The sequence below is a fragment of the Streptomyces cyslabdanicus genome, assembly GCF_052663305.1.
In genome coordinates this window covers 89,386-111,866 of the sequence record NZ_JBQRUW010000028.1, presented here as the reverse complement: position 1 = coordinate 111,866, position 22,481 = coordinate 89,386, and the positions used below count along the sequence as shown (strand labels likewise).

Here is a 22,481-nt window from a genome sequence, read left to right as displayed (position 1 = left end):
GACCGGTTTCCGTCCGGACGGCGGCGCTCCGTGGGGGAGGCGGGCAAGGGGGAAGATTTTAGACGAGGACCGGCGACGGGTTCGGAGATTTTTACCCGCGGGTCCACCCACCGTGCTCGTGGGAATCGTGCGTATGCCGAATATGCGTGCACAACCGCTTGCCAAGCGGGCGGGTGTGCCCCAGGATGGGGCATCTCTTTTGAGTCGAAACGATCGCCCTCCTCCGGCAGGTGAACCAGAGTGCCCAGACGGACGGCTTCCGTCGCCCGTACCGTGCGAGACGCGTCCGGGGCAGCGGCTCCGGTCCCCGCCGTCGCGGGTGACGGAGCAGGTTCTCCGGCCGTCTCCGTGCCGCCAGGTGAACGTACGACTGAAGCGTCGTGATCCGGCGTTCACGGGCTACTGGGCCATCCCCGCGGCCGCACATGATCCGGAGCCTCGCGCCCACCGGGACCCGGTACGGGCGTGGCTCCACGTCGCGCTGGTGCGGGCCGCACCAGTACACCCGTCGAACCGAACGAGGACCTACCGCATGGCATTCCTGAGGCAGAGAAGGAGACCGGCTCCCCGTCTGGCTCCCCAGCTCGACGACGAGGAACTCGGCCGCATGCTCGATCTCCTGTCCTCCTCCCGCAGTCCGGGCCCGCAGGACATCGCCATCTCCCAGGTCGAACAGTTGCTGCACCGGACCGGCGACGCATGGGACCGGCGGAGCCACCGGGTCGTCACTCTCGCCGGGGCCTTCCCGGCACTTGCGCGTAAATGGCGTATGAAACAACCCCGGAGCACCGATGCGCTGGTCCTGCACGCATGGGCCGACGTGTTGCTGGGCCGGCACGCGGGCGGACTCGACGACGTCGACGCCACCCTCGAGACCTGCCGCCGCGCGGCCGACGCCTCACCCGCGGATCCGACCCCCTGGGTCGCCATGCTCGCCGCCCTGCGCGTCGAACGTCGCGAAACCGCCGAAGTGGCCGCGGTGTGGGAGGAGATCAGGCGTCGGGATCCCTGGAACCGTGAAGCCCACATGCAGATCCTGGGCTACCTCTCGCCCGAGGAACGCGGCAGTCACGCGACTCTGCGGGAGTTCATCGACGACGTCGTCGCGATCATGCCCCCGCAGATGCCGCCCGCGTGCCTCCCGCTGGCGGCGGCCGTCCGGCAGTACCACCGGAATCTCGACCAGGGCGGAGTGCAGGCGCTCGTCGCACCCCACTACTGGAGCCAGCCTCACGCCGCACGCGCCCTCGGCCAGGCGGCGAGTCAGTGGCTCCAGCCGGGGTTCCTGCAGCATGCGGCCCGCATGGCCGACCTCAACCTCCTCGCGTACGCGCTCGCGCGAGCCGGCCGCACCGTCGAGGCCGGGCAGGCCTTCAGGGCCGTGTTCGGCCTGGTGGTGCCGTGGCCGTGGGAGCACGACGGCGACCCGGTGGAGCGTTTTGTCCACTGGTCCGGCAGATGCGAGTGACCGCAGCGCGGGATCCGCGGGGGAGCCCGGCGGACGCGCGGTAGCGCCGCATCCCCTGCCGGCGCCTCTCCTGCCTCTCCTGCCAGTGCGTGCCTCTCCTGTCGGCGACCGTATGCCGGCAGGAGGGGTGCCCGAGGGGCGGGGAGATCGGCCCCGGAGACCGATGCCGCTCTTATGTCCGCGGATCCATCATGGAGACATGAGCGCAGCAACCATCCACCCGGCTCGCGCCGCTCGCCCGGCCGGCGCCACGGCCGTCCTGGACACGCCTCGTCATCACCTTCTGGGCGACACCCTGCACGCCGTCAAGGTGTTCGTGGGCGCCCTGTTCGACGTGGTCGTCCTCGGCGAGTACGGCGAGGAGGCGGGCGTACGCCACAAGTGAGCGACTAGGGTCGGTTCGTGACAGCACGGAAGGTGACCCTCCGGTCACCCGTAGCGCCCGCCCTGGCCCTCCTCGTCGTCTCCTTCGCCGCTCTCGCGGTGCTGTTCGCGGTGGAGCGGGTGCAGATGCCCGACGCGGTGGTCTACCAGGCCGAGGGCGCGGCGGTGGTTCACGGCCGCGACCTCTACGGCTTCACGGTCACGCAGGGACGGCTGCCCGCCACGTACCCGCCGTTCGCGGCCCTGCTGTTCGTACCGGTGGTGTGGCTTCCCGCCGCGGCCCTGAAGGCGGCGTTCTTCGCGGGCAACGCGCTCCTGCTCGCCTGGCTCGTCCACCTCTCCGCGCGGCTGGCCGGCCACCGGGCCGGACTTCCGCTCCTGTGCGCCGCGACGGCGCTCGCCGTCTGGCTCGAACCGGTCTTCCAGACCTTCGTGTACGGGCAGATCAACCTCGCGATCGTCTGCCTGGTCCTGTGGGACCTGACCCGGCCGCCCGGCGCCCGCGGCAAGGGCGTCCTGATCGGCGTCGCGACCGGCATCAAGCTCACCCCGGGCCTCTTCATCGTCTACCTGCTGCTGCGGGGGCGGCGCCGCGAGGCGGCCGCGGCGGTGGCCGGGTTCGTGGGGACGGTCGCCGTCGGGGCACTCGTGCTGCCCGCGGCCGGCGTCGACTACTGGACGCGCCGCCTGTTCGAGACCAACCGGGTCGGCAAACCGTGGATCATCGCCAACCAGTCGCTTCAGGGACTGGTCGCGCGGCTGCTGGGGGAGCCGTCGCCCGGCCTCGCCTGGATCCTGCCCGCCCTCGCGGTCGCCGCCGCCGGACTGTGGCTCGCGGGCCGGATGCGGCAGGAGCGGTGGGGCGTGCTGCTGACCGGTCTGACCGCACTGCTCGTCTCACCGATCAGCTGGTCCCACCACTGGGTGTGGTGCGTCCCGTTGATCGTCGTACTCCTGGCCGAGGGCCACCGCGCCTGGGCGGCGGCCACCGCGGTCCTGTTCACCGCCCGCACCCTGTGGATGGTCCCCAACAAGGGCCAGGAGCTGCACCTGTCCTGGTGGCAGCAGCCGCCGGCCTCGCCCTACCCCCTGCTGGGGCTGACGGTGCTCGCGGCGGTGGCGCTGGTGTGCCGCCGGCAGTGGTCCGGCCGGACCCGGGCGGGTCAGGCCTCCTCCGCCAGCAGTTCGTCGGCGTCCATGATCCGGTAGGCGTAGCCCTGTTCGGCCAGGAAGCGCTGGCGGTGGGCGGCGAAGTCCTGGTCGATGGTGTCGCGGGCGACCACGGAGTAGAAGTGGGCCTGGTGGCCGTCGGCCTTCGGGCGCAGCACCCGCCCGAGGCGCTGGGCCTCCTCCTGGCGGGAGCCGAAGGTGCCCGAGACCTGGATGGCGACCGTGGCCTCCGGCAGGTCGATGGAGAAGTTCGCGACCTTCGACACCACCAGCACGCTGATCTCGCCCTCGCGGAAGGCGTCGAAGAGCTTCTCGCGCTGCGCGTTGGACGTCTCGCCCTTGATCACCGGCGCGTCCAGGTGCTCGCCCAGCTCGTCGAGCTGGTCGATGTACTGGCCGATGACCAGGATCTGCTGCCCGGCGAAGCGGCGGACGATCGCCTCGGTGACCTTCCGCTTGGTCGCGGTGGTCGCGCAGAAGCGGTACTTCTCCTCCGTCTCGGCCGTCGCGTACGCCAGCCGTTCGGAGTCGGTCAGGTTCACCCGGACCTCGACGCAGTCCGCGGGCGCGATGTGGCCCTGCGCCTCGATCTCCTTCCAGGGCGCGTCGAACCGCTTGGGGCCGATCAGGGAGAACACGTCCGACTCGCGGCCGTCCTCGCGCACCAGGGTCGCGGTCAGCCCCAGCCGCCGCCGGGCCTGGAGGTCCGCGGTGAACTTGAAGACCGGCGCGGGCAGCAGGTGCACCTCGTCGTAGACGATCAGACCCCAGTCGCGGGAGTCGAACAGCTCCAGGTGGGGGTAGATCCCCTTCCGCCGGGTCGTCAGCACCTGGTAGGTGGCGATGGTGACCGGGCGGACCTCCTTCCTGGTCCCGCTGTACTCCCCGATCTCGTCCTCGGTCAGCGAGGTCCGCTTCACCAGCTCGTGCTTCCACTGCCGGGCCGAGACGGTGTTCGTGACGAGGATCAGCGTCGTGGACTTCGCCTGCGCCATCGAGCCCGCGCCGACCAGCGTCTTGCCGGCCCCGCAGGGCAGGACGACGACCCCGCTCCCGCCGTGCCAGAAGTTCTCCACGGCCTGCTTCTGGTAGGGCCGCAGCGCCCAGCCGTCCTCACGCAGCTCGATCGGGTGCGCCTCGCCGTCGACGTACCCGGCGAGGTCCTCGGCGGGCCAGCCCAGCTTCAGCAGGGTCTGCTTGATCTGCCCGCGCTCGGAGGGGTGCACGGCCACGGTGTCCGGGTCGATGCGGGCGCCGACCAGCGGGGCGATCCGCTTGGACTTCAGCACCTCCTCCAGGACCGGCCGGTCGGTGGTGGTCAGGACCAGGCCGTGCGCCGGGTGCTTGGAGAGGGTCAGCCGGCCGTAGCGGTCCATCGTCTCGGCGATGTCGACGAGCAGCGCGTGCGGCACGGGATAGCGGCTGTACTGCACGAGCGCGTCGACGACCTGCTCGGCGTCGTGCCCGGCGGCGCGCGCGTTCCACAGGCCGAGCGGGGTGACCCGGTAGGTGTGGATGTGCTCGGGCGCCCGCTCCAGCTCCGCGAACGGCGCGATGGCCCGACGGCAGTCGTCGGCCTGCTCGTGGTCGACTTCGAGAAGCAGGGTCTTGTCCGACTGGACGATCAGGGGACCATTCACGCGCAGCGCCCTTTCCGTGTGGTCAAACGTCCAGTGTGCCCTATCCGGGGCGGATCACGCCGGGTCGTCCGCGAGTTCGGCGACCCCGGTGACCCGGTGCAGCGGGTAGGTGCGGACCTCGTCCGCGGTGTGGTCGTACGCGGTGACGAAGCCGCCCTCGACCCGGATCGGCGCGATGACGCGCTGGCTGGCGGTGCCCTCGGCGTTGACGTAGCCGATCCACAGGGCCTCGCCGGTGAGGACGGCGGCCTGCATGGTGGCGAGGGTCTCGGCGGAGCCGGTGCGGGGCAGTTCGCCGTCCTCCCGCGTGGCCGCGGTCGGCTTGCGCGGGGCGGTGGTGGCCAGGTCGCCCGCGCGGATCGCGCGGATCGCGGCGGACAGCAGCGTGGCGTCCGGGGCGGGCGGGCCGTCCGGGACCGGGTCGGGGGCGGTGCGCGGCGGGGTGCGGTGGGAGTGCGCGCGGGTGACGAGGACGTCGCCCGCCGCGGATTCGGCGGCCGGTGCGTAGCCCATCGCGCGCAGGCCCTCCAGGAGGGCGGCCGGGTCGGCCTGCGCGGCCAGCACGGTCGGCGCGAGGCGGCGCAGGCGCAGCCCGGCGGACCGCTTGTCGGCGAGGATCTCGTTCAGCAGCGCGTCGTCGTCGCAGCGCACGTACGCCGAGGCCGCGCCGACCCGCAGATGCCCGTGCCGGCGGGCCACGTCGTCGATCAGGTACGCCAGCGGCTGCGGCACCGGCGTACGGGAGTGCGCGGTGAGGAAGGCGTGCAGGTCGGTGGCGGTGTGGCCGGCGTCCAGGGCGCGGCGTACGGACGCGGGCGTGAACCGGTAGACGGTCGCGCCGCCCTTGGACTCGACGTCCGCGAGCACGCCCAGCGTCTCGGCGAGCGGACGCCGCAGGGGCCCGGGCGCGACCGCGGTCAGGTCCGCCTGGAGCAGGACGTGGTCCAGGGGCTCGGGCAGGAGCGGGGCGAGGAGGCGGGCCGCGGCGGCCTGTTCGGCGGCGGAGGCGGGGGCGGGCGGAACGACGGGGGAGAGCGGCGTGGTCGGGGACGGGGGTGCGGGGGTGCCGGGCGTTCCGTCCGGCCGGTGGTGCTTGTGGACGGGCAGCTTGTCCCCGGGGCTCGCGGGTGTGGTCCCGCCCGTGTCCGTGGCCGCCTTTCCGGGTGCGGCGGGCCTGTGCCCGCCCTCCCCCGCGGGGCTCCTCCCGGGCGCGGACTCCGTCTCCGAGGGAGCCGCGGGACCCGCGGGAGCCGGTGCGGACGCGCCGAGCAGCGCGCGCCCGTGCGCGGACAGCGCGCCCCGGCCCGTGACACCGAGGAGTTCCGCCTCGGACAGCGTCCACCGGGCGAGGCGGTCACGCAGGTCGTCCTCCTGCCGCGGTGTGCGCGGCGGGTGCTCCCAGCGCAGCCGGGCGAGCACCGACTCGGCGTCCGGTGCGGCGCCCTGCGGCAGCCCGGCGAGCAGGGCGAGCACCCGGTGGCGCACCTCCGGCGCCGCCGAGCGGTCGAGGCCGGGGCCGAGCGCCGACAGCGTCCGGTCCTTGGCGTCCCGTCCGCCGGCCAGTCCCGCGGTCCGCGTGGCCGCCAGCCAGACCGACGCGAGGCGGGTCCAGCGTTCGGCCGCGGGCCGCTCCAGCCACTCGTCGTAGGCCGGAGTCGCCGCGTACCGTTCGTCCGCCTCGCCGTCGGACGCGATCAGCCCGGCCGCGTAGGCGAGTTCGACCCAGAAGGCGGCCACCGGCTCGGGTACGTCCAGGGCGACGGCGGTGCGCTTGAGGTCGCGCACGCTCAGTCCGCCCGCGCGCAGCACGGCCGGGCCGCCCTCGTCCCAGTCCCGCAGCAGTTCCTCGACGGTGGCCAGGGCGGTGTACGCCTGTCCGGCGGCCGTCGCGTCCACCATCTGAGGACGGTGGGTCGCGGCCGCCTCCACGGCCGGCGGCACCGGCTCGGGTGCGCGGTGGGCGCGGCCCGCGCGCAGGTGCAGGGCCGCCTCGCGGGGGAGGACGACGGTCCCGGGCGCGGTGGGCAGCAGCAGCCCGCGGTCGAGGAGCCGGCGCAGACGCGGCGCCGGGTCGGCGGTGACCTGGCCGTAGGGCGGTCCCCACACCAGGCGTTCCAGCACCTCGAGGGAGTCGGCGGGCAACCCGGCGAGCAGTTCCGACATCCGCTCGCGGTCGGTGAACAGGCCGGTGAGCGCGGCGACGGCGGAGACGGAGTCGTGGGTCGAGGGCAGCCCGGCCGTCGCCACGATCTCCTGGATGCGCCCCGGCGACATGCCCGCCGTGGCCTCCCGCACCGTCGGTCCGAGCCCGGTCGGGGACGGGTGCTGAGGCGACGGCGCGAGCAGCTCGCGGGCCGTGCGCACCAGGCGCAGCCGGTCGTCGGCGCCCCAGACGAGGGCCTGCTCGCGCAGGGTGCCCAGGGCGCGGGGCAGCGCGGCGGCGACGACGGGATCCCGGGCGTCGGAGGCCATCAGGCCGAGCAGTTCGTCGTACGTGGCCGGGTCACCGGCCACCACGAGGGCCTGGGCCGTCTGCTGGGCGAAGCGGTCCAGCCGCTCCAGGGCGCGGACCACGGAGGCGCGGGTCCCGGCGCGGGTGGCGAGCTGGGTGAGGTCGGTCGGGACCGGGGTGATGAGGTCGGGGCGGCTGCGCAGAAGCGCGGCCAGGGAGGCGTCGTCGCGCGCGCGGAGCGCTTCCGCGAGCGAACGCGGGGCCGCCTGTTTCTCATCGCTGCTCATCCGATTCACGGTACCGGGTGTGTGTCGCGACAGGCCCCGTACCGCGGCACCGGGCACCGCGCGGGAGACGGTACCTTCGTCCGACGGGGTCATCGGCCAGCCACCCCGGAGGGGCGTCGTGGGGATCGAGAGCGAGCAGGTCGTCTACGAGTATCTGAGCCGCGTCGGCGACGTCGCTCAGCAACGCCAGCTGTCCTCGGCCACACGGATGCGCCTGGTCGCGGAGTTGCGTAACGAGATCGACCGGCGCCGCGCCACGACCACCGCCGACACTCCCGCCGCGGTCCGCCGCATCCTCGACGGGCTCGGCAGCCCCGACGACGTCGTCGCGGCCGCGGACGGCACCAGCACGGGCGGGGGCGGATCGTGGGCGGCGGCCCCGGCCGTGCCCGCGCAGCGTGAACCGGAGGCGGAGCAGCCGCGCTCGAAGGGGCTGCTCCGCAAGGTCGTACCGCGGCCGCGTCCGACGGAGCCGCAGCCGGGCTTCGTGCCGTCCGACGGTCCGTCCCCGCCGCACCTGGCGAGCGCCGACGAGCTCGGCGGCCCGGGGGGCGGCTCCGAGTGGTGGCGCGTGGAGCGGGGCCCGTCGGGGATCGGCGACGACGTGCCCGGGTTCCTGGGCGGGGTGGAGATCCCGGAACTGCTCAAGCCCCCGCCGGCGAAGGAGCCCGCGAAGGCGGAGCCCGCGCCCGGGGCGGCCGGTGCCGCGGAGGCGGTGGAGGCGGCCGGGCCGGACGCGCCCGCCGGGCGCCGGCGTCTCGCGCTGCCCTCGTTGCTGACGGGCCGGAGCAATCCGCTGCTGCTGCTCGCGGCCGGGCTGCTGGTCGTCGGCGCGGTCCTGGGCAACTGGTACGCGCTGCTGATCGGCTGGGTCATCGCCTACGCCTCCCGTCGGCTGACCCCGACGGAGTCCAAGTGGGCCGTCGTGGGCATGCCCGGCCTGGCGCTCGCCGCGGGAGCGGTCTGGCTGTGGGGCCGTACCGACGACCAGTGGGGCACCCCCATCACCGAGGGCCACATGAACGACGCGGTCGCCCAGACCTGGCCGTGGGTGGTGCGGGCCGCGGCCGTGCTGTCGGCGCTGTTCCTGGTGTGGCGCTCGCAGCGGCGGAAGTAGGCGCGCCCGCGGCGGCGGAGGCCGTCGCGCCCGAGCGGTCGCGTGCGCGGCGCCGGAGGTGCCGGAGAGGGGCGTACACCTCACGGGCCGGAGGCGGTCGTACGTCACACGGGCCGGAGGTCTCGTGGCCGGGGCCCCTGGGCAGAATGGCCCGTATGACCTCTCGCCCGCTGACCGTCGGCTTCGACCTCGACATGACCCTCATCGACTCGCGCCCCGGCATCCGCGCCTGCTACCTGGAGCTCTCCGAGCGGACGGGGACGTACATCGACGCCGACCTGGCGGTCACGCGGCTCGGTCCGCCCCTCGCGGAGGAGCTGGTCAACTGGTTCCCGGCCGAGCGGGTGGAGGCGGTGGGGGACCTGTACCGGGAGCTGTACCCGGCGATCGCCGTCTCCGCCACGCCCGCGCTGACCGGCGCCCGCGAGGCGATCGAGGCCGTGCGGCGGGACGGCGGGCGGGCGATCGTCGTCACCGCCAAGTACGAGCCGAACGCCAAGCTGCACCTGGAGCACCTGGGCATCGAGCCGGACGCGGTGATCGGCGACCTGTGGGCCGAGCAGAAGGCCGAGGCGCTGCGCGAGTACGGCGCCCGGGTGTACGTCGGCGATCACGTCGGGGACGTGCGGGGCGCCCGTGCGGCCGGCGCGCTGTCGGTGGCGGTGGCCACGGGACCGTGCGACGAGGGGGAACTGCGGGCGGCGGGCGCGGATGCCGTGCTCGCGGATCTGACCGCGTTCCCGGACTGGCTCTCGGCCAACCGCGCGCTCCTCGGTCGTTAGGGCCTGTTGCGAAACAGGCCCTAGCGGGAGTCGCCGCGCGCCTGGCGGCGGCCCGCCGCGACCGACCGGAGCACGCCCGCGGCGGCGATCAGGAAGCCGACGCCCATCAGCATGCTCAGTCCGAACATGTAGGTCGGGAAGGGCTTCGCGCCGAGGAACAGCGGTGCCACCGTCACCGCGGTGGCCAGGGCGCCGATGAAGAAGACGATGGCGCCCGCACGGACCAGCCGGTCACCGGCCGTGGCGGAATTCGTTCGGGTGTTGTCACGCACCCCACCAAGGATAGTTCCCGGTGAGCGGGTGCCGAGAGACCCGGACGGCGCGGGGCGGGGCACTGTCCCGGTGTCGTCACTCTCCGCGAATTCGGGTTGCCGGAGCCGCCCCCTCATGTGCTGAGATATCCCCTGTCTCCCTCATCCCCGAGAGAGCGCACCCACGCCGATCGGCCAGGTTCGGCCGACTGGAGTGGGCGGGCTTGACGGGGGGTAAAGAGCTGGGGAGGCTTCGGGGCAACGGCAGGCACGAGCGAGCGCTAGATAGCCTGACCTGCGGCAACTGTGGTTCGGCTGACCGGTGAGATGGGGTGCGTGCTTTGCCTACCGGCAAGGTCAAATGGTTCAACGCTGAGAAGGGCTTCGGCTTCCTCTCCCGCGACGACGGCGGCGACGTCTTCGTCCACTCCTCGGTGCTTCCCGCCGGAGTGGACACGCTCAAGCCGGGGCAGCGGGTGGAGTTCGGGGTGGTCGCGGGCCAGCGCGGTGACCAGGCCCTCTCCGTGACGCTCCTGGAGCCGACCCCGTCGGTCGCCGCCGCCCAGCGCAAGAAGCCGGACGAGCTGGCGTCCATCGTGCAGGACCTGACCACCCTTCTGGAGGGCGTCGCGCAGACCCTGGAGCGCGGCCGCTACCCCGACAAGACGTCCGGCAAGAACGTCGCCGGGCTGCTGCGCGCGGTCGCCGACCAACTGGACGTGTGACCCGCCGACCCGACCGGGTCGGCGCATCTGAAATACCTCAGGGAAAAGCGAGCGCGTCCGGGCCGAGGGGCGGTACGAGCCCCTCGGCCGCCGCACGCGTGAGCAGCCCGCGGACCGCCGCGTAGCCGTCCTCGCCGAGGCCGGCGGTGAACTCGTTGACGTACAGCCCGATGTGCTGGTCGGCGACGGCCGGGTCCATCTCCTGGGCGTGCTCCATGACGTACGGCCGGGAGGCCTCCGGGTCGTCCCAGGCCGCGCGCACCGACGCGCGGATCGCGTCGGCGAGCTCCGTCAGCGCCCGCTCGCCCAGCGACCGCCTGGCGATGATCGCGCCGAGCGGGATCGGCAGCCCCGTGAGGTGCTCCCAGTGCTCGCCCATGTCGGCGAGCTTGTGCAGGCCGTAGTCCTGGTAGGTGAACCGCGCCTCGTGGATCACCAGACCGGCGTCGACCTTCCCGTCCCGCACGGCCGGCATGATCTCGTGGAACGGCATGACCACGATCTCGCCCACCCCACCGGGGACGACCTCCGCGGCCCACAGGCGGAACAGCAGGTACGCCGTCGACTTCTCGCTCGGCACCGCGACCGTGCGGCCCGCGAGTCCCCCACTGCCGAAAGCGTGGGAGGCGCCCCCGGCCCCCGGCTCCCTCGTGAGCACCAGGGGCCCGCAGCCCCGGCCCAGCGCGCCGCCGCAGGGCAGCAGCGCGTACTCGCCGAGGACGTACGGCAGCACGGCGTAGGACACCTTCAGCACGTCCAGCTCGCCGCGTTCGGCCATGCCGTTGGTGATGTCGATGTCCGCGAAGGTGACGTCGAGCGCGGGCGCACCGGGGACACGGCCGTGGGCGAGCGCGTCGAAGACGAAGGTGTCGTTGGGGCAGGGGGAGTAGGCGATCCGCAGTCGGCTGCTGTCAGGGCTCATGTGGGTTCCAACTCGTGAGGACGGGCGCGAGCTTCCCGAAACCCTCGGTCAGGGCGGTCAGGGCGTCGCCGATGCGCCAGGCGGCGCGGTCGCGGGGGCCGACGGGGTTGGAGACCGCGCGCACCTCCAGTACCGGGACGCGGTGCGCGGCGGCCGCCTCGGCGACGGCGAACCCCTCCATGGCCTCGGCCAGGGCGCCGGGGTGGCGGGCGCGCAGGGCGTCGGCGCGGGCGGCGGTGCCGGTCACCGTGGAGACGGTCAGCACCGTGCCGGTACGGGCCGAGGCGGCGGCCGCGATCGCCCGTACGAGCGCTTCGGGCGGACGGTGGGTGACGGTGCCGAAGCCGAGTTCGGTCACCGGCAGGAATCCCTCGCCGGTCTCGGCGCCCAGGTCGGCGGCGGTGATCTCGTCGGCGACGACGAGCGAGCCGACCGGCGCGTGGGGTGCGAAGCCGCCGGCGATACCGGCCGAGACGACGAGGTCGTAGGGGGTGCCGGCGAGCGCGGCGGCGGTCAGGGCGGAGGCGGTGGTCGCGGCGGCGAGGGCGGGGCCGACTCCGGCGGCGACCAGGTCGACGGCGGGCGGCCCGGGGACCCGGCACACGGTCGCTTCGGGCAGCGGCCGCAGCGGCGCCTCGGTCACGGGCCCGGGGAACGCCCGCGCCACCGCGTCCCGTTCGGCGGGGACGGCGGTGGCGACGAGGACGCGCGGCGAGGACGTGGTCAGGATTCCTTCGTCAGCTTGAAGGACCACAGACCTCGCACGTCCTTCTCGCCCTCCTTGATGGAGACCAGCGTCGAGTTGCCGCTGGCGCCGTACTGGGCGTTGAAGAAGACGCTGCCCGGGATCGTGCGGTAGGTCTTGGTGCTGGAGTCGGTCAGCGGCTGACCGTTCATCAGGATGGTCCAGCCCGTCTCCGCGATCTTCGGGTCGACGCCGAAGCGCACGGTGTCGTCCGGGTCGACCTTGACGGTCTTGATGTCCTTGGACTTGAGGCACTTGGCCAGGTCCGCGGTCTTGAGCGCGTTGCCGTCGTTGTAGCAGTTGGCTTCCGAACTCACCGAGGTAGTGCCGACGGTGATCGTGGACAGCGGGGTCGGCTTGGAACAGGCCGACAGGACGAGCAGTCCGGCGGAAACGGCGCCGGCAGCGGCGACGGCGCGGCGGCGTCGCACGGCGGAATGCAGCGTGGTCATGGCCGAAGGCTATAGGGCGCGCCCGCCTGCCCGCCCACGCGGGGGTGCGGGCGTGGCACTCGGCCGCGGTGCGCGCCTCACGCCACCCGGGGGCGCGGGGCGCCACCGTGCCGGGCCGAGGCCAGCAGACCGCGGACGGTGGGCAGCCAGCCGGCCGCCACGAGCCCGGCGCCCACCGACAGGCCCAGCACGCCGTTGAGCGGCAGCACGATGCCGATCGCGCCGCCGAGCACCCAGGCCACCTGGAGCAGCGTCTCGGAGCGGGCGAACGCCGACGTCCGCACCGGTTCGGGCACGTCCCGCTGGATCAGCGCGTCCAGGGACAGCTTGGCCAGCGCCTGCCCGAAGCCCGCGACCGCGGCCAGGCAGGCCACCAGGAACGCGCCGAAGAAGACCGCGGCCGTGACCGCCGCGCCCAGGACGATGGCGACGACGGTCACGATGATGATCTCCGGCGCGCGCGATCTCAGCCAGGCCCCGACCGCCGTGCCCAGCGCGTTGCCCGCGCCCGCCGCGACGCCGACGATGCCCAGCGAGACCGCCGCGCTCTCGCCGGTCAGCGGGTGCTCACGGAGCAGGAAGGCGAGGAAGAAGATCAGGAAGCCGGACAGGCAGCGCAGGGCCGCGTTCGCGGCGAGGGCGTGGGTGACGGCCGTGCCGACGGTGCGCAGGCCGGGACGTTTCAGCCGTGTGCGGCGCGCGCCGCGCAGGTGCTGCTCGTCCGCGGTGAGCAGCGCCCGGTCCTCGCCCTTGGCCGAGTCGACCTTCGGCGGCAGGGCGAACGACAGGAACGTTCCGGCGATGAAGATCACGAAGGCGCCGTAGAGCGGCCAGCGCGGGCCGAGGACCTGGAGGCCCGCGCCGACGGGCGCGGCCACGCCGGTGGCGAGCAGCCCGCCGAGGGTCACCCGCGAGTTCGCCTTCACCAGGGAGAACCGCGGTGGCAGCAGCCGGGGTACGACGGCGCTCCTGACCACGCCGTACGCCTTCGAGGCGACCAGCACGCCGAGCGCCGCCGGGTACAGCTCCAGGCTGCCGCTGGCCGCGGCGCCCGCGATGATCAGCGCGAGCAGCGCCCGGGCCAGCATCGCGGCCGCCATCGCGGCGCGGCGGCCGTGCGGGAGGCGGTCGAGCAGCGGGCCGATCACGGGCGCGAGGACCGTGAAGGGCGCCATGGTGATGGCGAGGTACAGCGCGACCCGGCCGCGGGCCTCGTCGGTGGGCACGGAGAAGAAGACGGTGGAGGCGAGCGCCACGGTGATCATGACGTCGCCGGCGCCGTTCACCGCGTGCAGCTCGATCAGCCGGCCGAGCCCGGACTCGCCGGCGCCGTGGGCGTTGGTCGCCCTGCGGATGCCGCGGACGGTGCCGGTCACGGGCAGATGCAGGGCACGCCCGACCGCGCGGACGGACCCGCCGAACCGGCCCGAACCGCGGCCCCGACTGCTCCCCTTGACCCCCTTGTCCCCACCGACGCCGGCGGTTCCCGGGGGCGTCCTCGCGGCTGCCACCCCGTCATACTGCCCCGGAAAAGGTGCCGGTAGCGCCACGGCGGCACGGATGCGACCAACCAGACACCCCCGAGGCACCCACCCGGCCCCGACCGACCCACCCAGGCCCCGGGGGCCCGTGAGCGCGGCCTTCGGCGCGGACTCGTCTGGCCGGGGGTGGGCGCGTCTCGGCCGCTCCGGGCCTGTGTCTGCTCCCTGGGTCCGTTCCGGCCGGGGTGTGGACCCGTTCGGGCCGGGGAGGGCCGGTGAGCGCGGCCTTCGGCGCGGACTCGTCCGGCCCGGGGTGGGCGCGTCTCGGCCGCTCCGGGCCTGTGTCTGTCCCCTGGGCCCGTTCCGGCCCCGACCGGCCCGCTCAGGCCCCGGAGGGGCCCGTGAGCGCGGTCTCGCCACGGACTCGTCCGGACCGGGGTGGGCGAGTCCCCGCGGCCCGTGCCTGTCCCTGCCCTCCGGCTCGTCCCGCCCCGGGGCCTGTTCTCGTCCCGGGCCCTCCAGGGGCCCGTCCCCCCGGGGCCTGTCCCCGCCCTCCGGGGCTCGCCCCGCCCCCGACCTGCCCGGGGGCCCGCCCCCGGGCCTGTCCCCGCCCCCGGGGCCCGCCCCCACCCTGGTCGCGTGCGCGAGAGGCGGCCGCCGTATCGCTCCGGCGCCTGCCGCCGCCACGCGGCGTCGTCGGGGCCGCCTGCCCGGGCACCGGTCCCGGTGGGCCGGGGCGGTGGCGGGCAGGGCGGCTGCCGGGAGCGGGCGTGATCTTGCTCGCCCATGGCAGTGCCGCTGCTGTCGCTGCCGGGGCGGGTGTGATCGTGGTGGCTTGTCCAAGGGACGGTCGCGCCCGGGAGCGCCCCGCGGGGCTCGGCGGTAGGGGCGGTCGGGCGTTGACGTGGGTGGGAAAGTTCTGGCGCGGCGCGGTGAAGCCACCGTCGGTGTAGGCCGAACGGCGACGAGAAGGTAGCGTGCGTAGCGCGCCGTGGCGAACGTACTCGACCGCGCGCCTTACGGGCATACCGCAGAATGGATGACGTAGGTGCGCCCGAGCGCGACCGGGCGCGGACGTCGACGCGGTCCCAGGGTCCGCTCCGTCCGCCCCGCCGCCTTCAGGCCGGCGCACCCGAAAGACGGCGTAGGAGAGAAGCGATACCTGTGAGCGCAGCGACCACGCGAAGCCGCACCCCCGACCGCCTGTGCGCCGAGGCCGTCGACCTCGCCCGGGCCGCGGCCGAGGAGGCGGCCGCGCCCGGTGTCGTCGGCGAGCACACGGGAGTGCTCTCCGAGGGCGACCGGGTCGTCACGCACTTCTTCGAGTGCAAGGAGTTCGGATACCGCGGCTGGCGCTGGGCCGTCACCGTGGCCCGCGCCTCGCGCGCCAAGGTCGTCACCCTGGACGAGGTCGTCCTGCTGCCCGGCCCGGACGCGCTGCTCGCGCCCGAGTGGGTGCCGTGGAGCGAGCGCCTGCGCCCGGGCGACATGGGCCCCGGCGACCTGCTGCCCACCGACGCCGAGGACCTCCGCCTGGAGCCCGGCTACTTTGGCGAGGAGGAGCCCGCGCCGAACGCCGCGGTCTCCGAGGAGATGGCCAGTCTGGCCGAGGCGGAGGACGCCGAGGTCACGGCGGGCCCGCCGAGGAACCTCCCCACCGTCCCGTCCCGCGGCTCGATCTCCGCGGTCGCCGAGGAACTGGGCATGCGCCGCGCCCGCGTCCTGTCCCGCTACGGGCTGCACGTCGCCGCCGACCGCTGGGAGGAGGGCTTCGGCGCGAAGACCCCGATGGCCCAGGCGGCCCCGGCGGCCTGCGTGAGCTGCGGCTTCCTGGTGCCGATGGGCGGTTCCCTCGGCCAGGCCTTCGGCGTGTGCGCGAACGAGTTCTCCCCGGCCGACGGCCGCGTGGTCTCCCTGACGTACGGCTGCGGCGGCCACTCCGAGGCCGCCGTGATGCCCAAGCCCCCGCAGCCGGCCCCGCCGGTGATCGACGAGACGCGGGTGGACCCCTTCCCGCTGCGTCCGGCCCAGGACTCCGGCTCGGTGCCGGTGACCGGGGACGACGAGACCGCCGAGCTGGGGCACTCCTAGGACGGGCCCGTCCCGGCCGGCGACCGGTCGGAACCGGTCCTTCCGTCCGCCGAGCGAACGGCCTCTCCCCCGCGCGGTACCTTCGGGGTCACGCCGATGAGGAGAGTGAACGTGAGCATGTTGGTGCAGCCGTCCGCCGGAGGCGACCCGTTCGGGACCGCGCGCCTGCGGCGCGGTGTGCTGGACGCCTGGGCCACCAGCCCGGCCCGGTTCCGCGAGGACGCCAACGCGGAGGAGGACCTCGTCCTCGGCGGCTACCGGGACCGGCTCGTCGTCGAGCTGGCGCAGAACGCCGCCGACGCCGCCGCCCGCGCGGGCGTGCCCGGCCGGCTGCGGCTCACCCTGCGCGACGACGTGCTGCTCGCCGCCAACACCGGCGCCCCGCTCGACGCGGCCGGTGTGGAGTCGCTGGCCACGCTCCGCGCCTCCGCCAAGCGCGACGCCCGCGACAGCGCCGTCGGCCGGTTCGGCGTCGGCTTCGCCGCCGTCCTCGCCGTCACCGACGAGCCCGCCGTCGTCGGCCGGCACGGCGGTGTCCGCTGGTCGCTGGCCGAGGCCCGCGCGCTGGCGGAGGAGACCGCCCGGCACAGCCCCGGCCTCGGCGACGAGATCCGCCGCCGCGAAGGACACGTACCGCTGCTGCGGCTGCCGTTCGCCGCCGAGGGCACCGCGCCCGACCCCTACGACACGGTCGTCATCCTGCGCCTGCGCGACGCGGCCGCCGCCGACCTCGCCGAACGTCTCCTGCACGCCGTCGACGACGCCCTGCTCCTCGCCCTGCCCGGGCTCGAGGAGGTCGTGGTCGAGATCGGCGACGCCGCACCGCGCACCCTGCGCCGCCGCACCGAGGGCGCCCTGACGGTCGTGGAGGACACCCTCCCCCACTCGAGCGGGGGGACCCCCACCGGCACGACCCGCTGGCGCACCGCGGGCGCACACGGCCCGCTCACCCCGGACCTCCTCGCCGACCGCCCGGTCGAGGAGCGCCTGCGCCCGCACTGGTCGGTCACCTGGGCCGTCCCCGTGGACGCCGACGGCACCCCGGCAGCCCCCCGCACCAGCGCCGTCGTCCACGCCCCCACCCCCAGCGACGAACCGCTCGGCGTGCCGGCCCTGCTCATCGCCTCGTTCCCGCTGGACAGCACCCGCCGCCACACCGCGCCAGGACCGCTCACCGACTTCCTCGTGCAGCGCGCGGCCGACGCCTACGCCGAACTCCTCTCCGACTGGCGGCCCGTGACCGAGGGCGTCATCGGCCTCGTGCCAGGACCCCTGGGCAAGGGCGAACTGGACGGCGCGCTGCGGCAGGCCATCCTCGACCGGCTGCCGCGCACCTCCTTCCTGCCGCCCGCCACCGCACCCGGGGAGCACGACCCCGACCTGCCCGAGTCCCTCCGCCCCCGGGACGCCGAGGTGGTCGAGGGCGCGGGCGCCGACACCGTGCGCGTCCTCGCCGAGGTGCTGCCCACCCTGCTGCCCGCCGGACTCGAACGGCGCGTGGAGCTGCGCACGCTGGGCGTGGCCCGGCTGCCGCTGACCGACGCCGTCGACCGGCTGGCCGGCCTGGAGAAGGAGCCCGGCTGGTGGCGGCGGCTGTACGACAGCCTCGCGGGTGTCGACCCCGACCGGCTCTCCGGGCTGCCCGTGCCGCTGGCCGACAGCCGGACCACCATCGGGCCCCGGCAGGTCCTGCTGCCCGTCGCCGGCGCCGCCCTCACCGACCCGGAGACGCTCGCCCGGCTCGGCCTGAAGGTGGCCCATCCGGATGCCGTCCATCCCCTCCTGGAGAAGCTCGGCGCCCTGCCCGCGACGCCGCGGGCCGTGCTCACCACCCCGCAGGTGCGGGCCGCCGTCGCCGCCTCCCTCGACGAGGACACCGGCGGATGGGACGAGGACACCCCGGACGCCGAGGAACTCGCCGACACCGTCCTCGCGCTGGTCCGGGACGCCGGACTCGAACCCGGCGACGAGCCCTGGCTCGGCGCGCTCGCCCTGCCCGACGAGGACGGCGAACTCGCCCCGGCCGGTGAACTCGTCCTCCCCGGCAGCCCGTTCGCCCGGCTCATCCGCGAGGACGAACTCCCGGCCGTGGACGCCGAACTGGCTGGAAGGTGGGGTGAGCAGCCGCTCGCCGCGTGCGGTGTGCTGGCGGACTTCGCCCTGGTGCGGGCCACGGACGTCGTGCTCGACCCCGACGAACTCGAGCCACGCGAAGGGGACTTCCCCGGGCCGGACGACCCCGGGCTCCTCGACGCGGTCGACGTGTGGTGCGAGGACCTGCTCGACCGGTTCCCGGACACGCCCGTGCCGCCGGTCGCCACCGAGATCGTCGCCGTGCGCGACCTGGACCTCGTCGACGACGACCACTGGCCCCAGGCGCTCGCGCTGCTCGCCCGGCCGCCGCTGCGGGACGCGCTCACCCAGCCGGTGCGGATCCTGCTGCCCGACGGCACCCACGAGATCGTCCGGCCGTACACCGCCTGGTGGCTGCGCGGGCACCCGGTGCTCGGCGGGCGCCGCCCGGCCGGTCTGCGCGCCGCCGGTTCCGACCCGCTGCTGCGCGGCCTGTACGAGGAGGCCGACGCCTCCGGCTTCGACGACGAGCAGGTGCTGCGGGCGCTCGGCGTGCGCACGAGCGTCGCCGCGCTGCTCGAGGAGCCGGGCGGCGCCGCGGAGCTGCTGGAACGGCTCGCCGACGCGGAGCGTCCCGTGACCTCCGCCCAACTGCACGCCCTGTACGGCGCGCTGGCCGAACTCGACCCGGAACAGGTGACCCTGCCGGACGAGGTGCGGGCCGTGGTGGACGGCCGGGTGGAGGTCGTGGACGCCGCCGACGCCGTGGTGTGCGACTCCCCGGACCTGCTGCCGTTCACCGGGGGTGTGCCGCTGCTGCCCGTACGGCCCGCGCTGGCCGCCGAGTTGGCCGAGCTGTTCCAGGTGCGGAGGCTGAGCGAGTCCGTCACCGGAGAGGTCGACTCCGAGGGCACCGAGCACGACGTCCCCGAGCCGGTACGGGTCCTGCTCGGCCCGCGCACCCCCCGGACCTACGTCGAACACGAGGAACTGGTCGTCGACGGGACCGAGCTGGACTGGCGGCTGACCTCCGACGGTGTCCTGCACGCGGCCACCCTGGAGGGCGTGGCCGCCGGCCTGGCCTGGGCGGCGGGCCAGTGGCCGCGCCGCTTCGAGGTCGCGGCACTCCTGGAGGACCCCTCCCGGACGGAGGAACTGGCCCGGGACCGCTGGTTCGACTGAATCTGTATACCGAATTGCCCCTCCCGTGGGACACTGTGCGCATGGCAGCGTCTGGGGAGTTCGTGCCGGAGTCCGAGCGGGTCACCCGGCAGCTCCGGGATGACATTCTCGATGGTGTGCGCAAGCCCGGGAGCAAGCTCGTCGAACGGGACCTGGCGGCACAGATGGGAGTGAGCAGGGTGCCCGTCCGCGACGCCCTGCGTGTGCTCGTCGCCGAGGGGCTGGTCACGCCGAGGCCGCGGACGTGGGCGGTCGTGCGGGAGTTCACGCCGTCGGACATCGCGGATCTGAACGAGGTCCGCGGGGCCCTGGAGGCGCTGACCTTCCGGCTCGCCGCCCAGCGGCGCAACCGCGCCGGCCTCGACCGGCTGCGCTCCAATCTGGAGGAAGAGCTGGATGCCGCCCGCGAGGGGGACGCCGTGCGCGCCCACCGTGCGGCGGCGGACTTCCACGAGACGGTCACCTCGATGGCCGCCAATGAGTTGCTGAGCGAGCTGGCGAGCACCTTCAGCAGCCGGATGCGGTGGCTGCTGGGGCAGCACGACGACCTCATGGCGATCGCCCAGGAGCACGAGGCCCTGTACGCCGCCATCGTGGACCGGGACGTCGTGCTCGTCGAGGAACTGGTCGCCGGGCACCTGGAGAACAGCCGGCAGGCGATCGCTGCCCACAGCGAGTGATTCCGGCGGTCGGGAGTCCGGTCGCGGGATTTTCGGTATACCATTTTTGAATGGCTGATCTGATATTGACCAATGTCCGGCCCCGGGGCGGGAAGGCTGTCGATGTCCTGGTCTCCGGCGGGGAGATCCGCGATCTGGTACCTGCCGGTGCCGCGGGCGAACCCGGCGAGCGGGTGGACGGCGGCGGGCTGCTCGCCCTGCCCGGCTTCATCAACGCGCACGCCCACGTGGACAAGAGCTGGTGGGGCCGCCCGTGGGTGTCCTACGGGGGCGAGCCCACCACCGCGGGACGCATCGCGCACGAACGAGCCGAGCGGGACGCGCTCGGCATTCCCAGCGTGGCCAACAGCCTCACGGTGCTGAGGGAGTTCCTGCGGCACGGCGTCACCGCGGTGCGCAGCCACGTCGACGTCGACCTCGGAGTCGGCCTGCGGGGGATCGACGCCGTCCGCGAGGCGGCTCAGGCACTCGGCGGCGCGATCGAGGTGGAGATCGTCGCGTTCCCGCAGGACGGGGTGATCCGCCGGCCCGGCGTCCTGGACCTGCTGGACCAGGCGGCGGCCGGCGGTGCGACCAGTATCGGCGGACTCGACCCGGCAGCGATCGACCGCGATCCGGTGAAGCAGCTCGACGGGCTGTTCGAGATCGCCGAGCGGCGCGGGGTCGGTATCGACATCCACCTGCACGACGGGGGTGAGCTGGGCGCCTTCCAGTTCGAGCTCATCGCCGACCGCACCCGTCGTGCGGGGCTGCGGGGGAAGGTCAACGTCTCCCACGGCTTTGCCCTCGGGGAGCTGCCGGCGAGCCGCCAGTCCGACATGCTCGACGACCTGGCCGACGCCGGTGTCTCCTGGTCGACGGTCGCGCCGGTGCGCACGGCGCCGCTGCCCTGGCGCGGGATGCGGGACCGGGGGATGCCGGTGGGTCTGGGCACTGACGGGATCCGGGACCTGTGGTCGCCGTTCGGCGACGGTGATCTGCTGCGCGTGGCCCTGGACTTCGCGCGGCTCCACGGCCTGCGGACCGACGAGGATCTCGGCTACGCGGTGGAGCTCGCCACCACCCGCGCGGCGGGCTTCGTGCACCGGGGCGTCCACGACCTTGCGGCGGGCGCACCCGCGGACATCGTGCTGGTCGACGCCGAGAACGTGCAGGACGCTCTGATGCGGGCCCCTCGCCGTGAACTCGTGATGTCCGGTGGGCGAGTGGTGGTCCAGGGCGGTGAGCTGCTGGTCTAGGGCGGTGAGCTGCTGGTCCAGGCGTATGGCCCTGAGAGGTTCCCACCTCTCAGGGCCAAGGCGTTCATGGGCTCAGCGCCGTACCAGGGCCAGTCGGTCGGCGACGACGACGCCGTCGTGCAGGACGGTGCGGTCGGTGCCGCGGTCCATCACCGCGCTGGCCGGCGTCTCGCCGTCGACCAGCAGCAGGTCGGCACGGTTGCCGACGGCCAGACCGGGCCGGTCGGCGACCCCGGCGAGCCGGGCGACGTCATGGCTCATGATCGAGGCGCCGCCGATGGACGCGACCGCCAGCGACATCTCGATCAGTTCGTCCCGGCGGAAGTTGTTGGTGAACGCCAGCTGCCAGGTGCGGTCGAGCATGTCGCAGTTGCCGTAGGGGCTCCAGTAGTCGCGCTGGCCGTCCTCGCCCAGGCCCACCCGGACGCCCGCCTCCGTCAGCTCCACCAGTGAGAGCTGGCCGCGGTCCGGCGGTGCCACGGTCGCCATCGCGACGTCCAGCTCGGCGAAGTCGTCGATGATACGGCGGCTCACCGATTCGGAGACCGAACCGAGCTGGTAGGCGTGGGACATCGTGACCTTGCCCTGCATGCCCAGTGCCCGGGTGCGTTCGAGCACCAGATCGGTGGAGAACACCCCGAGATGACCCGGCTCGTGCAGGTGGATGTCCACCTCGACCTGGTACTTCTCGGCCAGCCCGAACACGACGTCCAGGTGCCCCTTGGGATCCCGGTCGAGGGAGCAGGGGTCGATGCCGCCGATCACCTCGGCGCCCGCCTTCAGCGAGGCCTCCAGATACTCGACGGTGCCCTTCTCGCGCAGGATGCCCGCCTGCGGGAACGTCATGATCTGGACTTCGGCCAGACCGGCGAACTTCTCCTTTGCTGCCAGCACGGCGTCGAACTTCTCCAGCTTGCAGTCCACGTCCACCTGGGCGTACGACCGCACCCGGGTGGTCCCGCGGGCGATCATCCGCTCCAGCGTGCCGGCCACCCGCTCATCGAGGGGGACCTCGGCGGTGCGCCAGTTCCGCCGGTCGTTGAGCATCATCGTCCAGACGCCAGGGCCGCCGGTGTGCGGCCGGAACGGCAGTCCGATCCGGGTCGAGTCCAGGTGCACGTGCACGTCGCTGAACGACGGCAGCAGCAGCCGGCCGCGACCCTCGACCACCTCGCCGGCCGGCTGTGCGGCCGGATCGTGCGGGCGGATCGCCGCGATACGCCCCCCGGACAGTTCGACGTCGCTGCGCTCCCCACCCCACGGGCGGACGTCACGGATCAACACGGTTGTCACCTCTCTGTTGCGCGGTTCTGTTGCGCGGTTCTGTTGCGCGGTACGGCG

The 22,481-nt window shown here is 74.1% G+C and carries 18 protein-coding genes; 10 read left to right on the top strand and 8 right to left on the bottom strand.

Going from position 1 to position 22,481, the window contains the following annotated elements:
• Positions 1–532 precede the first annotated feature (532 nt).
• The 3 genes from ACTYVM_RS17605 (at position 533) to ACTYVM_RS17595 (ending at position 3,061) form a co-directional block, all read left to right on the top strand.
• Positions 533–1,468: a tetratricopeptide repeat protein gene (locus tag ACTYVM_RS17605; protein WP_445526793.1), complete on the top strand. Its 936-nt coding sequence runs from the start codon at positions 533–535 to the stop codon at positions 1,466–1,468.
• A 199-nt stretch (positions 1,469–1,667) separates the two neighbouring features.
• On the top strand, positions 1,668–1,853 hold the full coding sequence (locus ACTYVM_RS17600) for a hypothetical protein (protein ID WP_445526792.1): 186 nt from the start codon (positions 1,668–1,670) through the stop codon (positions 1,851–1,853).
• Between the two features lie 17 nt (positions 1,854–1,870).
• Positions 1,871–3,061 carry a glycosyltransferase 87 family protein gene (locus ACTYVM_RS17595; protein WP_445526791.1) on the top strand — a complete coding sequence of 397 codons (1,191 nt, stop codon included), beginning with the start codon at positions 1,871–1,873 and terminating at the stop codon, positions 3,059–3,061.
• Here ACTYVM_RS17595 and ACTYVM_RS17590 read toward each other — a convergent pair.
• Both ACTYVM_RS17590 and ACTYVM_RS17585 read right to left on the bottom strand, forming a co-directional pair.
• Complete coding sequence (locus tag ACTYVM_RS17590; RefSeq protein ID WP_445526790.1) at positions 3,016–4,662, bottom strand: DNA repair helicase XPB; 1,647 nt, start codon at positions 4,660–4,662, stop codon at positions 3,016–3,018. The two genes, ACTYVM_RS17595 and ACTYVM_RS17590, sit on opposite strands and share 46 nt — an antisense overlap.
• A gap of 54 nt (positions 4,663–4,716) precedes the next feature.
• The gene (locus ACTYVM_RS17585; protein ID WP_445526789.1) at positions 4,717–7,401 is read right to left on the bottom strand and encodes a helicase-associated domain-containing protein; all 2,685 of its coding nucleotides are present in this window, start codon (positions 7,399–7,401) and stop codon (positions 4,717–4,719) included.
• A 118-nt stretch (positions 7,402–7,519) separates the two neighbouring features.
• Between ACTYVM_RS17585 and ACTYVM_RS17580 the strand changes: the two genes are divergently transcribed.
• Positions 7,520–8,518 carry a hypothetical protein gene (locus ACTYVM_RS17580; RefSeq protein WP_445526788.1) on the top strand — a complete coding sequence of 333 codons (999 nt, stop codon included), beginning with the start codon at positions 7,520–7,522 and terminating at the stop codon, positions 8,516–8,518.
• 155 nt (positions 8,519–8,673) lie between these two features.
• Complete coding sequence (locus ACTYVM_RS17575; RefSeq protein WP_445526787.1) at positions 8,674–9,300, top strand: HAD family hydrolase; 627 nt, start codon at positions 8,674–8,676, stop codon at positions 9,298–9,300.
• A 20-nt stretch (positions 9,301–9,320) separates the two neighbouring features.
• Here ACTYVM_RS17575 and ACTYVM_RS17570 read toward each other — a convergent pair whose 3' ends face one another.
• Positions 9,321–9,572: a hypothetical protein gene (locus ACTYVM_RS17570; RefSeq protein ID WP_400035552.1), complete on the bottom strand. Its 252-nt coding sequence runs from the start codon at positions 9,570–9,572 to the stop codon at positions 9,321–9,323.
• Positions 9,573–9,892: 320 nt separating this feature from the next.
• Here ACTYVM_RS17570 and ACTYVM_RS17565 point away from each other — a divergent pair, with 320 nt between their 5' ends.
• Positions 9,893–10,276, top strand: a complete 384-nt coding sequence (locus tag ACTYVM_RS17565; protein WP_384177662.1) for a cold-shock protein — start codon at positions 9,893–9,895, stop codon at positions 10,274–10,276.
• 37 nt (positions 10,277–10,313) lie between these two features.
• Here ACTYVM_RS17565 and ACTYVM_RS17560 read toward each other — a convergent pair whose 3' ends face one another.
• From ACTYVM_RS17560 to ACTYVM_RS17545, 4 genes are all read right to left on the bottom strand, one after another.
• Positions 10,314–11,198, bottom strand: a complete 885-nt coding sequence (locus tag ACTYVM_RS17560; RefSeq protein WP_445526786.1) for a 1,4-dihydroxy-6-naphtoate synthase — start codon at positions 11,196–11,198, stop codon at positions 10,314–10,316.
• Entirely contained in the window at positions 11,188–11,952 is a 765-nt protein-coding gene (locus ACTYVM_RS17555; RefSeq protein WP_445526785.1) for a futalosine hydrolase, read from the bottom strand. The genes ACTYVM_RS17560 and ACTYVM_RS17555 overlap by 11 nt, the downstream gene beginning before the upstream one ends.
• Entirely contained in the window at positions 11,922–12,395 is a 474-nt protein-coding gene (locus ACTYVM_RS17550; RefSeq protein WP_445526784.1) for a DUF2771 domain-containing protein, read from the bottom strand. Before ACTYVM_RS17550 ends, ACTYVM_RS17555 begins: the two co-directional genes overlap by 31 nt.
• Before the next feature lie 77 nt (positions 12,396–12,472).
• The gene (locus ACTYVM_RS17545; protein ID WP_445526783.1) at positions 12,473–13,906 is read right to left on the bottom strand and encodes an MFS transporter; all 1,434 of its coding nucleotides are present in this window, start codon (positions 13,904–13,906) and stop codon (positions 12,473–12,475) included.
• Between the two features lie 1,134 nt (positions 13,907–15,040).
• Between ACTYVM_RS17545 and ACTYVM_RS17540 the strand changes: the two genes are divergently transcribed.
• From ACTYVM_RS17540 to ACTYVM_RS17525, 4 genes are all read left to right on the top strand, one after another.
• Complete coding sequence (locus tag ACTYVM_RS17540; protein WP_445526782.1) at positions 15,041–15,967, top strand: DUF3027 domain-containing protein; 927 nt, start codon at positions 15,041–15,043, stop codon at positions 15,965–15,967.
• Between the two features lie 111 nt (positions 15,968–16,078).
• Complete coding sequence (locus ACTYVM_RS17535; protein WP_445526781.1) at positions 16,079–19,222, top strand: sacsin N-terminal ATP-binding-like domain-containing protein; 3,144 nt, start codon at positions 16,079–16,081, stop codon at positions 19,220–19,222.
• Positions 19,223–19,263: 41 nt separating this feature from the next.
• Positions 19,264–19,902, top strand: coding sequence for a GntR family transcriptional regulator (locus ACTYVM_RS17530; RefSeq protein WP_445526780.1), 639 nt, complete (start codon positions 19,264–19,266; stop codon positions 19,900–19,902).
• A 50-nt stretch (positions 19,903–19,952) separates the two neighbouring features.
• A complete protein-coding gene (locus ACTYVM_RS17525) occupies positions 19,953–21,140 on the top strand; it encodes an amidohydrolase (RefSeq protein ID WP_445526779.1) in 1,188 nt (395 codons plus the stop codon).
• Between the two features lie 72 nt (positions 21,141–21,212).
• On the opposite strand, the gene ACTYVM_RS17520 is transcribed toward ACTYVM_RS17525, so the two are convergent.
• Positions 21,213–22,424 (bottom strand): amidohydrolase, encoded by a 1,212-nt coding sequence (locus ACTYVM_RS17520; RefSeq protein ID WP_445526778.1) that lies wholly within the window; start codon positions 22,422–22,424, stop codon positions 21,213–21,215.
• Positions 22,425–22,481 lie beyond the last annotated feature (57 nt).

What these genes read in the sequence shown, in the direction of transcription:
- ACTYVM_RS17550 (WP_445526784.1), bottom strand. Translation starts at nt 12,395, where the DNA reads ATGACCACGCTGCATTCCGCCGTGCGACGCCGCCGCGCCGTCGCCGCT.
- ACTYVM_RS17525 (WP_445526779.1), top strand. Translation starts at nt 19,953, where the DNA reads ATGGCTGATCTGATATTGACCAATGTCCGGCCCCGGGGCGGGAAGGCT.
- ACTYVM_RS17575 (WP_445526787.1), top strand. Translation starts at nt 8,674, where the DNA reads ATGACCTCTCGCCCGCTGACCGTCGGCTTCGACCTCGACATGACCCTC.
- ACTYVM_RS17600 (WP_445526792.1), top strand. Translation starts at nt 1,668, where the DNA reads ATGAGCGCAGCAACCATCCACCCGGCTCGCGCCGCTCGCCCGGCCGGC.
- ACTYVM_RS17605 (WP_445526793.1), top strand. Translation starts at nt 533, where the DNA reads ATGGCATTCCTGAGGCAGAGAAGGAGACCGGCTCCCCGTCTGGCTCCC.
- ACTYVM_RS17530 (WP_445526780.1), top strand. Translation starts at nt 19,264, where the DNA reads ATGGCAGCGTCTGGGGAGTTCGTGCCGGAGTCCGAGCGGGTCACCCGG.
- ACTYVM_RS17560 (WP_445526786.1), bottom strand. Translation starts at nt 11,198, where the DNA reads ATGAGCCCTGACAGCAGCCGACTGCGGATCGCCTACTCCCCCTGCCCC.
- ACTYVM_RS17585 (WP_445526789.1), bottom strand. Translation starts at nt 7,401, where the DNA reads ATGAGCAGCGATGAGAAACAGGCGGCCCCGCGTTCGCTCGCGGAAGCG.